Source organism: Nocardia acidivorans NBRC 108247 (assembly GCF_001625085.1).
Taxonomy (GTDB): domain Bacteria; phylum Actinomycetota; class Actinomycetes; order Mycobacteriales; family Mycobacteriaceae; genus Nocardia; species Nocardia acidivorans.
The window spans coordinates 1-15,784 of sequence record NZ_BDAW01000019.1 but is presented as its reverse complement, the minus strand read 5'-3'; the positions used below and the strand labels follow the sequence as shown (position 1 = coordinate 15,784).

Below are 15,784 nucleotides of genomic sequence, written 5' to 3'. Positions count from 1 at the left end.
ATGTCCTTCGACTTCGACAATATGCTCGGCAAGATCGCGTCCAAGCAGTGGGCGCTGGCCGATATCGAGTGGGACGCACCGGGAGCCGAACTCATCGACCCGGAACTGCACGCCAAACTCAAGCCGTTCATGGCCGATCTCATGTGGATCGAGAACGTCGGCGCACGCGGTTTCGCGGCAATGGCGCAGAAGGCTCCCACCGAGACGCTCAAGCAGATCTACAAGTACTTCCACGCCGAGGAACAGCGGCACGCCAATGCCGAACTGGCCCTGATGCGCCGGTGGGGCATGCTCGACGGGGACGAGATCCCGGAGCCGAATATCAATGTCAAACTGGTGATCGACTTCCTGGACAAGCATGCCGACGATATGTCGCTCTCATTCCTGGGCACCGTGATCCCCATGCTCGAGGTGGCCTTGGACGGCGCGCTGATCAAATTCATCACCGATGAGATCAGCGATCCGGTCGCGCAGGAGGTTTTCAAGCGGATCAACTCGGACGAATCCCGGCACCTGGCAACCGATTACGCGGTGATGGAGCTGCTCGGGCATTCCACCGCGCGCAAGCTCGCCATCGATCTGGTGGGCGGCTGGGCCAAACCGTCGTTCATCGTGGGCGTGCTCAGCTATGTGCCGCTGCTGAACAAGATGCGCGACAATATCGTCGAGATGGGCGTGGACGAGGAGAAGCTCTACGCCGCCATGCGCCGGTTCCGTTCTGTGGGCGAGCGCGCGCCGATCGCCAATCGCGTGCCCATGTACCGGATCGTGAAAATGCACGCCAACTGGGTGATCAATCGCGATCACCCGTATCACCTGTTCGCCGACGCCATGGTGAAGGTGACCTCGCGGATTCCCGAACGCTTCCTCGGACCCCAGCCCACCTGGTCCAAGGAACTCACCTACGAGCCCGTCGCATGAGCGCCGCGGTCAAGCCATTGGACGTGGCGATCATCGGTGCGGGATTCGCGGGTATCGGCGCGGCTATTCGACTGCGGCAGAAGGGAATCACCGACTTCGCGATCTTCGAGCGGGACAGTCGCGTCGGTGGCACCTGGCGGGACAACACCTATCCCGGTGCGGCCTGCGATATTCCGTCGCGGCTGTACTCGTACGGCTTCGCCCCCAATCCGGATTGGTCGCACACCTACTCCGGGAGCGGGGAGATCCTCGGCTATATCGAATCCATGGTGGCCGAGTTCGGGATCGCGCCGAGTATCCGCTTCGACCACACGGTGACCGGACTGGCCTTCGACGAGATGAGCGGGCTGTGGGAGCTCTCCTTCGCTCGCGGACGGCGAAAGGTCAAGGCGCGCACCGTGGTTGTGGCCTCCGGGCCGCTGTCCAATGCCAGCCTGCCGAAGATTCCGGGCATCGAGACCTACGAGGGCCACAAGATCCACAGTGCCCGCTGGGATCACGACTACGACTTCACCGGTAAGAAGGTGGCCGTGGTCGGCACCGGAGCCAGTGCGGTGCAGATCATTCCGGAGTTGGTGAAGACCGCGGCCTCGGTCAAGGTCTTCCAGCGCACCCCCGGCTGGGTGCTGCCTCGGGTGAATCGGCGCACCGCCGCCCGGACCAGGCAGCTGTACCGGCAGGCCCCGATCACCCAGAAGCTGGCGCGCGACGCCTGGTTCTGGGGGCACGAATCGGTGGCGCTCGGTGTGGTGTGGAATACCCCGCTGACCCGGGTGGTGGAGCGGGTTGCCCTGTTGCACTTGCGATCCCAGGTGAGCGATCCGTGGCTGCGCCGTCAGCTCACCCCGGATTTCCGGGCCGGATGCAAGCGACTGCTGATCAGCAATGACTACTACCCGGCATTGCAGGCCGACAATTGCAAGCTGGTCACCTGGCCGATCGCACAACTGTCCCCGCACGGCATCCGCACCGCCGAGGGTATCGAGCACCGGTTCGACGCCATCGTCTTCGCCACCGGATTCGATATCTCCAAGGCGGGCGCGCCGATTCCGATCACCGGGCGTGACGGTCGCGTGCTCGGAGACGAATGGAGCAGGGGCGCATACGCTTTCAAGAGTGTGGCGGTGGAGGGCTATCCGAATCTGTTCCTGACCTTCGGACCCAATTCCGGGCCGGGGCACAATTCGGCGCTGGTCTACATGGAAGCGCAGATCGAGTACCTGACCGATGCCATCGGCCTGCTGCTCGACCGCGATCTGCGCATGCTCGAGGTGCGCCGCGACCGGCAGGACTCGTACAACGCGCGGATTCAACAGCGACTGCGCTCCACCACCTGGAACTCCGGTTGCAGCAGCTGGTATCTCACCGAGGACGGGTTCAACGCCACCATGTATCCGGGCTTCGGCACCCAGTTCGTCAAGCAGCTGGCCCGGGTGGAGGCGCGCGACTACGTCCTCACACCCCGGGACGCGGCGGGCACCGTGAGTGCCGACCACGGAATCTCCGTCTCGCTCGGCTAATGTCGACACGACGTGCGCAGCCCATGCCCTCGGTGCTCACCCGCACCGTGGCATGGGCGATGCCTTCCCTGCGAGGGCCCAGCGCCGATCGGCGACCGCGAGACAGGGAGGGCGAGACCAGGATGGCGGAGTACCGCATCGACGATCTCGCCCGCGCCGCCGGGACCACCACCCGCAATGTGCGCGCCTATCAGGAGCGCGGCCTGCTCACCGCGCCCACCCGGCGTGTCGGGCGCGCGCTCATCTACGACGATTCGCATCTGGCCCGGCTCAAGATCATCGACGCGCTGCTGCAACGCGGTTTCACCACCGCGCATATCGGCGATTTCATCACCAGCTGGGAGACCGGCAAGGACCTCACCGAAGTCCTCGGCCTCCAACAGGCGGTCACCGCGACGTGGGGCAAACCCGAAGAGCCGCTGGAAGTTCCGCGTGAACTCCTGGACACCTTCCTCGGCGGCGGCGACGTCTCCCCGGTCACCGGCGACGAACTCGACCGCCTCGCGGATCTGGGCCTGGCCCGCGTGCACGAGGAGACCGTCGAATTCACCCAGCCCGAACTGCTGGGCATTTTCGCCGACCTGCACGGCTACGGCTACAACCTCACCGGCCTCATCGACGTCTACGCCGCCGTGGTGGAGCGTGTGGAGGACATAGCCAGCCGCATGGTCGTCGCGGCGAAGGATCAGATAGTCGCCGAACACGGCCCCGGCTGGCTCCCCGACACCGACGCCGAAGTAGCCGCCACCGCCAAAATGCTCAACCACCTCCGCGAACTCGGCGTCACCGCGGTCCAGAACTCCCTCGCCCAAGCCCTCGACCGAGTCCTGCACTCCGAACTTGGCGCCTACCTCGAATCCGCCGCCGAACAACGCACACCCCGCCCGGCCCAGGACTGAGCGAAGTCCTCGTCGGCCCCCGGATGGGTAAGCCCCGTCATCCCGGCGCGTTTTGGCCGGGATCCACGCAATCGGATGATGCGCCGCGGGTGTGGATTCAGCCAAAAGCATGTCGGGATGACGGGGGATTCGTGCCGGGAGAGCGGGAGGATTCGTGCTGTGATCGCGGAGCGCGGGGCTGGGCGCGTGCGGGTTCGGTAGCCGAGCGAAGTAGTTGGTACGTTGGCGCGGTGAGCCGAGTGAGTGAGATGACCTGGAGTGATGACGCCGCTGTCGGCGATCGGGTGGCTATGCCCGCTTACTTTTTGCCGCTCGGGGCTGTCGGGGGTGGGTACGAGCGGTATCTGGCTACCGAGTCCACGGTGAGTGTGTGGGCGCACACCATGCAGCACGGTGCGCCGCCTTCGGCATTGCTGGCTCGGGCGGTGGAGCGGTGTGCGCCGCGCGAGGGTATGCGGGTTACGCGGCTGACCATGGAGATTCTCGGGCCGATTCCGGTGGCGGAGATCGATGTGCGGGCGTGGGTGGAGCGGCCCGGCAAGCGGATCGAATTGGTAGCGGCCGAGCTCGCCGCGTTGCTGCCCGATGGGGCGCGGCGGGTGGTCGCCAAGGCCAGTGCGTGGCGGATCGCCACCACCGATACCGCCGCGGTGGCGCTGGCGGCAGACGCTCCGCTACCGCCGGTTCCGCCTTCGGCGCAGGTCGGCTGGGACGTTCCGGAGGGCTGGGATGTCGGCTATGTGCGCACCGTCGATATTCGCGCGCTGCCGGATTCCGGTGGGGCGCGCCATGTTTGGGTGCGCTCGCACAGCGAAGTGGTGGACGGTGAGCCGGTGACGCCGCTGGGCAGCGTCTTCGCGGTCGCCGATATCGCCAATGGGATCGGCGCGCAGCTTGATCCGGCGCAGTACACGTTCCTCAACACCGACCTCACCGTCGATCTGTTCCGCCTCCCGGTCTCCGACTGGATCGGGCTGTCGGTCGCCACCTCCATCGGCCCGGACGGCGTCGGCATGTGCTCCACCGTCCTGCATGACGAGCGGGGGCCGATCGGCCGCGCCCTCCAGATCCTCGAGGTGCGCGCCCGCGACCGACCGGCTTCGGCCGGGTAGCACGGGCCAGGTTGCGTCTGTGGGCTTGGGCCCTGGCATGGGGAGTTCGCTCCTGCGCCACCGACGTTCGCCCATCCCAAGCCCCGGGTGCTGCCGCCCCGGCTGATTCCGTCGGCCGGGCCATGCGGGTCGGCGCGCCCCGGGGCGGTCCGTCTTCGCGGCGGTAAGGTCTGTGCCGCTACTGATCGCCCGGGCGTGTTCGTCGACGGCGTGGTGTTTGCGCTGGCCCGGGCCGGGTAGTCGGAACTTTGCGAGGTTCGGACTGGAGGTCGGGATGACTGAGGTGGCGGGTCGGGTGGTGCGGACTTTGGTGCCGGCGCGGATCGATCGGCTGCCGTGGTCCAGATTCCATACCCGGTTGGTGGTGGCGCTCGGGGTGGCCTGGGTGCTGGACGGGCTGGAGATCACCGTCGCCAGCGCGGTCGCCGATACCCTGACCAAACCCGAGACACTCGGAATGTCCTCGGCGGCGGTCGGATTGATCGCCACGGTCTACCTGGCCGGTGAGGTCGTCGGGGCGCTGCTGTTCGGGCATCTCTCGGATCGGCTGGGGCGGCGCAATCTGTTCATGGTGACGCTGGCGATCTATCTGATCGGCAGCGGTCTCACCGCGCTCACGCTCGGCAATGGCGCGGGCTGGGTGGCCTTCCTGTACATCACGCGATTCATCGCCGGTATGGGCATCGGCGGTGAATACGCGGCCATCAATTCCGCCATCGACGAACTGATTCCGGCGCGCTATCGCGGGCGGGTGGATATCGCGGTCAATGGAACCTATTGGGCCGGAGCCATTATCGGCACCATCGGCACCTATATTCTGCTCAATCAGATGAGCCTGTCCATCGGCTGGCGGCTCGGTTTCCTCATCGGTCCGGTGCTCGGACTGGTCGTGCTGCTGGTCCGGCGGCATCTGCCGGAGAGCCCGCGCTGGCAGATCATGCACGGTCGCGCGGAGGCCGCCGAGCAGTCCATCGAGGAGATCGAACACGAGGTCGAGGCCGCCGGGAAAACCCTTCCGCCGGTGGACGAATCGAAGGCCATGGAGGTCAAGCCCGCCACCCAGATCGGTTTCTTGGCTTTGACCAGGGTGCTCTTCCGCGAATATCCGCAGCGCTCCATTCTGGGCGCATCGCTGATGATCAGCCAGTCCTTCCTCTACAACTCCATCTTCTTCACGTACACGCTCGTGCTGGGCAAGTTCTACGGCGTCCCCTCCGAATCCACGCCGATCTATCTGATCGCCTTCGCGGTCGGAAATCTGGTGGGCCCGCTCACCATCGGACATCTCTTCGACACCCTCGGCCGGCGCACCATGATCTCGGGCACCTATCTGCTCGCCGGTGTGCTGCTGGCGATTTCGGCGGGCCTGTTCTACGCCGACGTGCTCAATGCCGTCACCCAGACGATCTGCTGGTGCGTCATATTCTTCTTCGCCTCGGCGGGTGCGAGCGCCGCTTATCTCACCGTGAGCGAGATCTTCCCGCTCGAGGTCCGCGCCAAGGCGATCGCCGTATTCTTCGCCATCGCACAGTGTTTCGGCGCGCTCGGCCCGGTCATCTACGGCGCGCTCATCGGTGACGGCTCACATCCCGGGCGGCTCTGTCTCGGCTATCTGCTCGGTGCGGCCGTCATGATCGCGGGCGGGCTGATCGCGCGCGCCCTGGCCGTCGACGCCGAGGGCCGCTCGCTGGAGGATATCGCCCTGCCGCTGGCCGCGACCGGCCGCCGCGGCCGCACCCGTGCCGAGGGAGCGGGCTCACCCTTCTCGACCTAGCACACCGGGGTTCGGCGGGGGCTTGGAGGTTACTGGGGATCGCCATGGAGGTTACCGGGAGAATCGCTCAGGCCATCGGATAAATGCTTGCAGGGCAGTACTTTTCGAATTGTCCTCATCAGACACCGAGGGATCACGCACTGTTCGAAAGGTAATCCGAATGCTTCTTGCTCTTCTGTTCGCGGGGCTGTGCACAGGTAGCGCCATTGCCTCGGGAGCAGCCGGTAGCGCTGCGGCGACGGTGGGCAATATCTGAGTCGCCGCGGTTGTAACCGCACGAAGGAACGCCGGTAGCGGAAGTAGGGATCCGCTACCGATTTTTCGTCTGCGGCGGGCGTCCCCGCGGCGGCAGTGATCGGCTGGTTAACCCCGCTGGTTTCCGCTGGTCGGAGGGTTCGGGGGTGCCCAAGGAAATGGGGGCGGGGGGATTGGGCGAATCGGGGTGGTGGGGGCTCGGAGGTTTGTACACTTCCGCTGGAGTGAATAGCGAACACTTCAGTTCATGATTCGAGGGTCCCCATGAAACCTTGTGCCCCACTCCGATCCACCGTTCGCGCCATCGCGACCGCGGCCGGCGCCGTTCTGCTGATCGGCGGGGCGGTGGCCTGCGGGAGTGACAGCGAATCGGGCGGATCGCCGAGTCCGACGACGACCACCGCGACGGTCGCGCCGGTGACCAGCGCCGCACCCGTGACCACCGCGCCGGTGGCGCCCGCACCCGCATCGACGCAGGCGCCCGCGCCGACCGAAGCGCCCGCTGTACAGCCGATCGAGCCCGCGCAGCCGCCCGCCCCGCAACCCACCGCACCCAAACCGGTGCAGCAGGAGCCCGCGCAGACCGTGCAGAAGCCCGCGCCGCCGACCCTGGACGTGCCCGGATTCGAACCGCGCGCCGGGTACTGAGGAGCTGAAACGTGTTCGGTAGGAGTGGGATATGGGCGTGCGCGGTCGCCCTGGTGGTGGCCGCGACGATCAGCGGATCCGGGGTCGCGGGGGCCGACCCCGCGCCCGCGGGCAAAGAGCTTGTGGTGCTGGGTGATTCATTCACCGCCAATAAGTGGGACTTCCTCTCCGAGGAGGTCAAATGCGTGCACGGTGAGACCTCCTGGCCCGCGCAACTGGTTCAGCTGATGCGGACCGACGACTATATGGACGCCTCCTGTCCGGGCGCCTCCATCGACACCCCGCCCGGCTACACCCTCGCCATGGAGGCACAGAAGGCCGATAAGGCAGGGGCTTTCGGGCCGAACACCAAACTGGTGACGTTGCAGATCGGGCTGAACGACCGGTGGGGCGCCACCGACATGATCATGTGGTGGTCGCTGCAGAAATGTATTTTCGATCTGATCGACGGATGCGGGCCGGAGGCGGCCGAACAGGGGCGGATGACCGACTACCGGGGCGTCTCCGGTGCGATGTTCGCGCAGCGGATCAGCAATGTGGTGACCTACATCAAGTACTACGCACCCAATGCCCGCATCGTGCTGGTCGGGTATCCGGAGCTGTTCCCGTCCGGACAGGACAGCGTGTGCATCAGCCTCTTCGGGATCGCACCGTTCATTCAGCCGCGCGGGCGGGCGGCGATCGAATACCTCGATCGCATCGACCGGGCCCAGCGCGAGGCGGCTTCGCTGCTCGGCATCGACTTCCTCGACACCCGGACCCCGACCCTCGGCCACGGATTGTGTTCCGCGGACCCGTGGTTGAACGGGGTGCTGGACTATCGCACCGATATCGGTGGATTGCCCTTCCACCCCTCCGCGCACGGTGACGCGGTCGTCGCGAACGCCGCCTACGAGCGGTACGGCCGATGACGACGACCGGAATCGAGCTGACCGAGGGCGATCCCGGTCAAAAACATGCCGTAATGACGGGTGGGCACGCGGGAATGGCGGGTGCGGATGCCGGGATGGCGGGTGCGGCGACCGTGCTGGACGCGCCCGTGGTCCCGGAAAGTGTTGCGGCGCGGGCGAATCGGGAACGGCCCGCACTGCCGTCGCTGACCGGGGCGCGCTGGTGGGCGGCGTGCGCGGTATTCCTGGTGCACGCGCTGGTCTTCCTGCCGGTGTATCCGTTCCAGAAGTCGGAGCTGTTCCGGACCATCCACCAGTGGATTCCCATGCAATTGGGCGCGGGGGGTGTGACGTTCTTCTTCGTCCTGTCCGGATTCATCATCTACTGGTCGTTCCGGCCCGGGGCCTCGGTGCGCGGGTTCTACCGGCGGCGGGTGCTCAAGATCTATCCGACCCATCTGCTGGGTGCGGCGGCATTCATTGTGGCGGCGGGGGTTCCGCTGCACCGGCTCGTGGTCTGGGCCCCGAACGCACTGCTCATCCACACCTGGGTGCCCAAGTGGACCATGGTCGGCGGGCTGAATGTGCCGTCCTGGTCGCTCGCCGCCGAGGTGCTGTTCTATCTCAGTTTTCCGTTGGCGCTCCCGCTGATTCGGCGGATTCCGACCCGGCGGCTGCTGTTGGCCATGGGTGTGATCGTGCTCTTCGTGCTCGCCCTGCACACCGCCTACTACCTGTGGGTGCCCGGCCCCAAGGGCATCGCGAACATCTTCGTGCCCCGGCTGGTTCCGGGTGACACCTCGCCGTACTACGAACTGCACTCCTCACCGGCGTGGTTCGCACAGCCGAATATCCCGGTCTCCCCGTCGTATTGGCTGAGCTACACCTTCCCGGCCTCCCGCCTGCCGGAGTTCTACCTCGGCGTGCTGGCCGCGCGCATGGTGCTCGAAGGCCGCTGGCGCAATACGCGATTGGCGATTCCGCTGCTGGTGCTCGCACTCTCGTATGCCGCGACCTGGCTGGTGCCGGTCAACTACAAGATGTCGGCCGTCATGCTCGCGCCCATGACAGCGGTCGTGGCCACCCTCGGCGCACGGGATATGCACGGCATCAAGGGAATCACCTCGCATCCGCGCCTGGTATGGCTGGGCAATATCACCTTCGCGTTCTACCTGGTACAGCTACCGGTGATGGTGGTGATCACCCGATATCTCATCGGCGGCAGACAATTCGGCATTCTCGGCTGGGCCGGATTCTCCCTGCTGAGCCTGGTGGCCTCGCTCGCCCTCGGCGCGCTGCTCTACCACCTGGTGGACGTCCCCGTCATGCGCCGGTTCGCCGGGCGGTCCCGGGCCGAACCGAAGTCGGTGCGCGCCGGTTGATCTCATGCGGCCGGTGCCGCATCCACCGGCCGGGCTCTCAGCGGCGAGGCACGCCGATCATGGGCAGAATGGTGCGCCGGGCGAACTCGCGGGCGGCCTGTTCGTCGCCGAGCGGGATCAGCCCCTCCGGGGTGAGCGCCAGTGATTGCCCCAGCCGGGCAAGGACTTCCGCGGCCAGATCGGCGTCGAAATCCGGCACGCTGCCCGATTCCTGTAGCGCGCGCAGCTTTTCGGCCAGGTAGGTGCGGCCCACCGCGAGCACCGGTCCGGCATCGGTGGTGAGCCGGGGCAGGATCACATCCGGTTCGGTGCGCAGGAGTCGTTGCAGCAGTTTGTTATTGGCCAGATTGGTGATGAAGGCGACGAAGATCTCGACCATTTGCTCCTCCCCGGCCTCACCATTGTGCGAGACCTGCCGCACCCGCGCGTCGATCTCGGCGATGAACTGCTGCGCCTCGCGCACGCTCACCGCCTCGACCAGATCGTTCTTGGATTCGAAGCGGCGGTACAGCGTCGCCGGGCTGATACCCGCGCGACGCGCTATCTCTCCCATACTGGTTCGCTTGATTCCGAAGTCCAGGAAGGCCGAGAGCGCGCTCTCCAACAGCTGTTCGCCTTCTGCGCGCGGCTTCTCGAGAATGCGCTGCAGGATGGCGGGCACGGACGGCATCGAGTCTCCAGTCGAGTCGGTTGGCATCCGCGACGCTGCGGTGACGACGGCCATGGCGGAAAAGGTCAACCCGCATTATCGCATCGCGGTGCGCGCGTACCGGCCCCGCCGTGCACCTACTGTCCGGTTACTGGACGTTGAGCGCCGCCATCTCGCGTTCTATCGCGTTCGCGGCGAAATCGATTCCATTGGAACGCAATTCGTGAACTCGACGCTGTAGCGCCTCGATACCCCCCGGCTCGCCCGCGATATCGGCGACGCTGATCCGCCGTCGGTGCATACCGTTCTGCTCGTACGACACCGTATGAAACCTCCTGCTAGCCCTGAGCACGCACCCGGCAAGCGACGGCACAGCCCGGGCCGCCGGGAACGCTTCGCCGAATGCTAACAGCGGTTCGATATGGTCGCTTGTTCAGTGTGGCTGTTCTCACACGACACCCGTTCTCAGACCTCTTGACCATCGCGGTGCAGGCTCGTGTTGTGTAGGTAGACCGCGGCATTGAGCCGAATCCGATCCAGCTCGGCTTCGCCCAGCTCACGCCGCACCTTGCCCGGAACGCCCGCCACCAGCGAACGCGGCGGAATCCGCGCGCCCTCCGGAATCAGCGCGTTCGCCGCGATCAGACTCCCCGCCCCGATCACCGCGCCATTGAGCACCGTCGCACCCATCCCCACCAGCACATCGTCCCCGATGGTGCAGCCGTGCAGAATCGCGTTGTGCCCCACCGAGACTCCCGCGCCCACCGTGCAGGCGAAACCCGGATCGGCGTGCAGCACGCAGCCGTCCTGGATATTGGTGCCCTTGCCGACGGTGATGTCCTCCAGATCCCCGCGCAGCACCGCCGAGTACCACACGCTCACATCGGCTTCCAGCCGCACCCGGCCGATCACGGTGGCATTGGGCGCGATCCACGCGCTCTGGTCGATCTGCGGCGCGTTATCACCCAGCTGAATCCTCATAGGGGGAACTTATCGTCCATATCGTTGCGGCTGGCATCGGCCCGTGGTTGGGAGAGGTGATGCCTGATTTCGTAGGTTCGGGGTAACTCCGGGGGCACGCCCAGAACATGTGGGGCACCCGACCGCCGCTGCGGGTGCTGATCCCGTGTGGCACTTAGCCGGCCGCTGAAGTTTCGGGGAGGCGGGACTGTCGGAACAGTGATCGGTGGGTCGCAGGGCTGGTGCCGAGCTGGCGATGGAAGTGGTGACGCAGGTTCACCGCGGTGCCCAGACCCGACTCGGCGGCAATGCGCTCCATAGTCTCGTCGGTGGACTCCAGCAACAGGCGAGCATGGTCCAGGCGTTGTTGCAGCAACCACTGCTGCGGGCTGGAGCCTGTGCGGTCGCGGAAGCGGCGGGTGAAGGTGCGGCGCGACATGAGTGCGGTGCGCGCCCAGGTGTCGAGGTCGACGGGTTCGTCGAGATGGGTTCGCGCCCAGACCATGGCGTGCTCGATCGGATCGTCGTCGACGGCCTCGGGGACCGCGACCGGAATGTACTGCGCCTGGGAGCCGCTGCGATGCGGTGCCAGCACCAGGGCGCGCGCCAATTCGGTGGCGCGCCGGCTGCCCAGATCGCTGCGCACCAGGTGCAGGCAGCAGTCCAGGGCGGCGGCCACCCCGGCGGAGGTGATCAGATCGCCGTGGTCGGACCAGAGCGAATCGGCGCGTACGCGCACGGCCGGATAGGCGCGGGCCAATTCGGCGGCGGCCGACCAGTGCGTGGTGATCTCGCGGCCGTCGGCCAAACCGCTGGCGGCCACCGCCCAGGAACCCAGGCAGAGGCCGACTATGCGGGAACCATTGGCGTGCGCGCGATGCAGGGCCGCGCGGGTCGGCTCGGTCAGCGCCCGATGCCGCTGCCAGCTCGGAATGATCACCGTCTCGGCGCGCTCGAGGGTGTCCAGCCCGTGCTGCACGATGATGTCGAATCCCGCCGGGGTACTGAGGATTCCGGGCTCCTCGGCACAGACATCCACCAGGTACGGCGCCTCACCGCCCGCGCCGACCCGGCCGAACACCAGGCTCGGCACCGACAGGTGGAACGGACTGATCTGATCGAACGCCAGCACGGCAACGGAGCGCATGGCCCGATCTTATCGATACCCGGCCTTCGGGCCACTGTTGCGCCCTCGTGCGCTGCGCCAAGCTCTAACCCATGACGAACACGATCGAAAGCACCACCGCCACCATCGAAATCCTGCACATCGGCGGACCCACCGTGCGCTTGCGCTACGGCAATCTGACCTGGCTGACCGATCCCACGTTCGACGCGCCCGGCGACTACCCCGGGCCGATCACCCTGCACAAGCTGACCGGACCGGCCATCCCGGTCGAACAGGTCGGGGCGGTCGACGCGGTCCTGCTCTCGCACGATCAGCACGCCGACAATCTGGATAACTCCGGGCGCGAATTCCTGTCGACCGTGGCGCGGACGCTCTCCACCCCCGATGCCGCGGCGCGTATGGAAGGCGTTGAGGGCCTGGCGAATTGGGAGTCCGTACGGATCGGTGACGTCACCGTCACCGGTGTGCCCGCACTGCACGGTCCCGAGGGCGCGCAGGCGCTCTCCGGTGTGGTCACCGGCTTCATCCTGCAGGGCGACGGCCTGCCCACCGTCTACGTCTCCGGCGACAACGCCTCGGTGGATCTGGTGCGGCAGATCGCCGATCGGATCGGGCGCATCGATGTGGCCATCCTGTTCGTGGGCGCGGCCAATGTGGACCGCTTCGGCGACAGCGACGTCACCCTGAACGGTCGTAGCGCGGTCCGCGCCGCCGCGGCCCTCGGCGATGCGGTCATCGTCCCGGTGCACGGCGAAGGCTGGGGGCACTTCTCCGAATCCCTCGACTACCTCGCCCGCAATTTCGAGTACGCGGGCCGCAGTGCTCAACTCCGCATCCCCACCCCGGGCGAGACCCTGACCCTCGCCACCCGCTAGTGCCCGCCACCGCTGGTGCCTACCTCGCCATCCGCTAGTGCCCGTTACTGCTAGTGCCCATCCGGTCACCCGTTAGTGCTGCCAGCGTCAGTGCCTATCCCGCCACCAGTTAGTGCCAACCCCCGTCATCCCGGCATGCTTGTGGCCGGGATCCACACCCCGCAGCCGCATTCGGAAGATGTTGCGCCCGTTCCGCGAACGAGCGCAGCATTTTCATTCCCGGCCGGTGACCGCCGGATCGATTGCGGAAGTCCGGTCGTGGCGGTCGTGGCGTGGAAGCAGCCGGTGGGACACGATGGCGGTATGCAAATTGGGGTTCCGAAGGAAGTCAAGGAGCAGGAGTTCCGGGTGGCGCTCACCCCCGCCGGTGCGGGCGAGCTGGTGCGCGGTGGGCACCGGGTGCTGATCGAGGCCGGGGCGGGCATCGGATCGGGTTTCTCCGATGCCGACTACCTCGGCGCCGGGGCGCGCACCCTGCCCACCGCGGACGAGGTCTGGAGCACCGCGGACCTGATATTGAAGGTGAAAGAACCCATCGCCCAGGAGTATTCGCGCATGCGCGCCGGCCAGGTGCTCTTCACCTTCCTGCATCTCGCGGCCTCCCGGGATTGCACCGAGGCGATCCTCGGCTCGGGTATCACCGCCATCGCCTATGAGACGGTGCGCGCCGCAGACGGCTCACTGCCGCTGCTGGCGCCCATGAGCGAGGTCGCGGGCAAGCTCGGCACCCAGGTCGGGGCGCATCAGCTGATGTCGCCGCAGGGCGGGGAGGGCGTCCTGCTCGGCGGGGTGCCAGGGGTGCGACCCGCCGATGTGCTGGTGCTCGGCGGCGGTGTCGCGGGCACCAGCGCGGCGAGCGTTGCGGTGGGCATGGGTGCGCGAGTTACGGTGCTGGACACCAATATCGCGCGACTGCGTGAACTCGACGCGCGGTTCGGCGGGCGGATCACCACCATCGGATCCAATGCCGCGGAGGTCGAGAAGACAGTTCCCGCAGCCGATCTGGTGATCGGGTCGGTGCTGGTGCCGGGTGCGCGAGCGCCGAAGCTGGTGCCGGACAGTCTGGTCGCGCTGATGCGGCCGGGGTCGGTGCTGGTGGACATCGCCATCGACCAGGGTGGTTGCTTTCAGAGTTCACACCCGACTACCCACGCGAAACCCACTTTCCCGGTGGCGAATTCGCTCTTCTACTGCGTGGCGAATATGCCGGGCGCGGTACCGCACACCTCGACGGTGGCGCTCACCAATGCCACCCTGCCGTACGTCCTCGCCATCGCGGATCTTGGCTGGCGCGCCGCCTGCGATGCCGATCACGGTCTGGCCCAGGGGCTCACCGCCGATGCTGGCAAGCTCTACTCCTCGGAGGTCGCCGCCGCGCACGGACTGCATCCCGTGGGTAACTGAACGAACGGGCCCGCACTCGAATATGATTGCGGGCCCGACTTTTTCGCCTATTCGGCGGCTTTCTCGCCGAGCAGCCAATCCGGGTCGCCGTCCTCGGGGAGGTTGTGCAACTTATCCGGGTTGCGGACGACATCGATATTGGTGATGCGGCCCTCGTCGATGGTGAACGAGAAGACGCCGGTGTTCTTACCGTCGAAGACCACCAGTCCGGGGCGGCCGTTGACAATGACCGAACGGCCCCACGCGCCACCGACCTCGCCCGCGAAACGCAGGAAACCGAGCAGCGTCTCGGCGACCGTGCTCGCACCGTGCAGCGGATCCCGGAAGGCATTGACCTTGCCGCCGCCGTCGGAGGTGAAGGTGACATTGGAATCCAGCACGCCCAGCAGGGCGCTCAGATCGCCGGAGCGCCAGGCCACAGCGAACGCCGACACCACCTTCTCGTGCTCGTCCGGGCTGGCCGGGAAGCGCGGGGTGCCGGACTCCACATGCTTGCGAGCGCGAGAGGCCAACTGCCGCACCGCCGCCGGGGTGCGGCCGACCACATCGGCGACCTCCGGACCGGTCATGCCGAAGACATCCTGGAGGACGAAGGCCGTGCGCTCGGCGGGGGAGAGGGACTCCAGCACCACCAGCAGCGCGGTCGTCACGCGCTCATCCTGCGAGAGGCGGTCGGCGGGATCATCCCAGGTGGTGATCTCCGGCTCCGGCAGCCACTCGCCGACATACTGTTCGCGCCGCGCCCGCGCCGATCCGAGGTGATCCAGGGCGAGCCGACCCGTCACGGTGGTCAGCCAAGCGCGCAGATTCTCGATCTCGGCCCCGTCCGGGCTGGTCTCGTAATACCGCTGCAACCGCAGCCAGGCGTCCTGCACCACATCGTCGGCATCGCTCAAACTGCCCAGCGTGCTGTACGCGACCCGCCGCAGATAACTCCGATGCTCCTCGAACCGCCGCGCCAACTCCGCCTGATCCGGTACCCCGTGCCGTTCGTCGCTCATTCCTCACCATTTTTCATTAGGCCCATCCGGGCGACCCTCACGAAACAGACGGAACAGACCTCAACACTGTGACATTCGCCCGGTGCGGCACGGTCGCCCGGTGCGGGGCAGCTGGTTCGCATCAGCCTCGGACGACCGCGATCACCGCGGCGGCCACGACGCTCGCGAGCTGTACGGCCTCCGAGAGGTGTACGGCGCGGCGCAGGTCCGCGACGCGTGGGGACGGGCCGTCGCCGAGGGTCGGGCGCATCTCTATGCCGTGCCGGTACTCGGTGCGGCCGCCGAGCCGCACGCCGAGCGCACCGGCCATGGAGGCTTCGGCCACACCGGCATTCGGGCTCGGATGTTTGCGGGCATCGCGTCGCCAC

Annotated in this window: 16 protein-coding genes; 10 read left to right on the top strand and 6 right to left on the bottom strand. The window is 66.8% G+C overall.

Going from position 1 to position 15,784, the window contains the following annotated elements; translation table 11 throughout:
- The 8 genes from NA10_RS11850 (at position 1) to NA10_RS11810 (ending at position 9,401) form a co-directional block, all read left to right on the top strand.
- Positions 1 to 921 (top strand): ferritin family protein, encoded by a 921-nt coding sequence (locus NA10_RS11850; protein ID WP_067567190.1) that lies wholly within the window; start codon positions 1 to 3, stop codon positions 919 to 921.
- Complete coding sequence (locus NA10_RS11845) at positions 918 to 2,441, top strand: flavin-containing monooxygenase (RefSeq protein ID WP_067567188.1); 1,524 nt, start codon at positions 918 to 920, stop codon at positions 2,439 to 2,441. Before NA10_RS11850 ends, NA10_RS11845 begins: the two co-directional genes overlap by 4 nt.
- On the top strand, positions 2,441 to 3,340 hold the full coding sequence (locus NA10_RS11840; protein ID WP_307188387.1) for a MerR family transcriptional regulator: 900 nt from the start codon (positions 2,441 to 2,443) through the stop codon (positions 3,338 to 3,340). Before NA10_RS11845 ends, NA10_RS11840 begins: the two co-directional genes overlap by 1 nt.
- A gap of 284 nt (positions 3,341 to 3,624) precedes the next feature.
- Entirely contained in the window at positions 3,625 to 4,452 is an 828-nt protein-coding gene (locus NA10_RS11835; RefSeq protein WP_067567509.1) for a thioesterase family protein, read from the top strand.
- Between the two features lie 274 nt (positions 4,453 to 4,726).
- Positions 4,727 to 6,226, top strand: coding sequence for an MFS transporter (locus tag NA10_RS11830; RefSeq protein WP_067567184.1), 1,500 nt, complete (start codon positions 4,727 to 4,729; stop codon positions 6,224 to 6,226).
- Between the two features lie 519 nt (positions 6,227 to 6,745).
- A complete protein-coding gene (locus NA10_RS36650; RefSeq protein ID WP_157556401.1) occupies positions 6,746 to 7,129 on the top strand; it encodes a hypothetical protein in 384 nt (127 codons plus the stop codon).
- An 11-nt stretch (positions 7,130 to 7,140) separates the two neighbouring features.
- Positions 7,141 to 8,040, top strand: a complete 900-nt coding sequence (locus NA10_RS11815; RefSeq protein WP_084514549.1) for an SGNH/GDSL hydrolase family protein — start codon at positions 7,141 to 7,143, stop codon at positions 8,038 to 8,040.
- Positions 8,037 to 9,401, top strand: coding sequence for an acyltransferase family protein (locus NA10_RS11810; protein WP_245677155.1), 1,365 nt, complete (start codon positions 8,037 to 8,039; stop codon positions 9,399 to 9,401). The genes NA10_RS11815 and NA10_RS11810 overlap by 4 nt, the downstream gene beginning before the upstream one ends.
- A gap of 37 nt (positions 9,402 to 9,438) precedes the next feature.
- Here NA10_RS11810 and NA10_RS11805 read toward each other — a convergent pair whose 3' ends face one another.
- The 4 genes from NA10_RS11805 to NA10_RS11795 all read right to left on the bottom strand — a co-directional run bounded on the left by NA10_RS11805 (position 9,439) and on the right by NA10_RS11795 (position 12,157).
- Positions 9,439 to 10,071: a TetR/AcrR family transcriptional regulator gene (locus NA10_RS11805; protein WP_084514548.1), complete on the bottom strand. Its 633-nt coding sequence runs from the start codon at positions 10,069 to 10,071 to the stop codon at positions 9,439 to 9,441.
- A gap of 127 nt (positions 10,072 to 10,198) precedes the next feature.
- A complete protein-coding gene (locus NA10_RS37520; RefSeq protein ID WP_169812566.1) occupies positions 10,199 to 10,372 on the bottom strand; it encodes a hypothetical protein in 174 nt (57 codons plus the stop codon).
- Positions 10,373 to 10,515: 143 nt separating this feature from the next.
- Positions 10,516 to 11,031, bottom strand: a complete 516-nt coding sequence (locus NA10_RS11800; RefSeq protein ID WP_067567176.1) for a gamma carbonic anhydrase family protein — start codon at positions 11,029 to 11,031, stop codon at positions 10,516 to 10,518.
- Positions 11,032 to 11,185: 154 nt separating this feature from the next.
- Entirely contained in the window at positions 11,186 to 12,157 is a 972-nt protein-coding gene (locus NA10_RS11795) for a GlxA family transcriptional regulator (protein ID WP_067567174.1), read from the bottom strand.
- A 71-nt stretch (positions 12,158 to 12,228) separates the two neighbouring features.
- On the opposite strand from NA10_RS11795, the gene NA10_RS11790 reads away from it, so the two are divergent.
- Entirely contained in the window at positions 12,229 to 13,011 is a 783-nt protein-coding gene (locus tag NA10_RS11790; RefSeq protein ID WP_067567172.1) for an MBL fold metallo-hydrolase, read from the top strand.
- A 303-nt stretch (positions 13,012 to 13,314) separates the two neighbouring features.
- Positions 13,315 to 14,415, top strand: a complete 1,101-nt coding sequence (gene ald / locus NA10_RS11785; protein WP_067567501.1) for an alanine dehydrogenase — start codon at positions 13,315 to 13,317, stop codon at positions 14,413 to 14,415.
- Positions 14,416 to 14,462: 47 nt separating this feature from the next.
- On the opposite strand, the gene sigJ is transcribed toward ald, so the two are convergent.
- Both sigJ and NA10_RS11775 read right to left on the bottom strand, forming a co-directional pair.
- On the bottom strand, positions 14,463 to 15,416 hold the full coding sequence (sigJ, locus tag NA10_RS11780; protein ID WP_067567170.1) for an RNA polymerase sigma factor SigJ: 954 nt from the start codon (positions 15,414 to 15,416) through the stop codon (positions 14,463 to 14,465).
- A gap of 121 nt (positions 15,417 to 15,537) precedes the next feature.
- Positions 15,538 to 15,784 (bottom strand): cobalamin biosynthesis protein (locus NA10_RS11775; protein ID WP_174562506.1); only part of this gene is annotated, 247 nt, incomplete at its 5' end.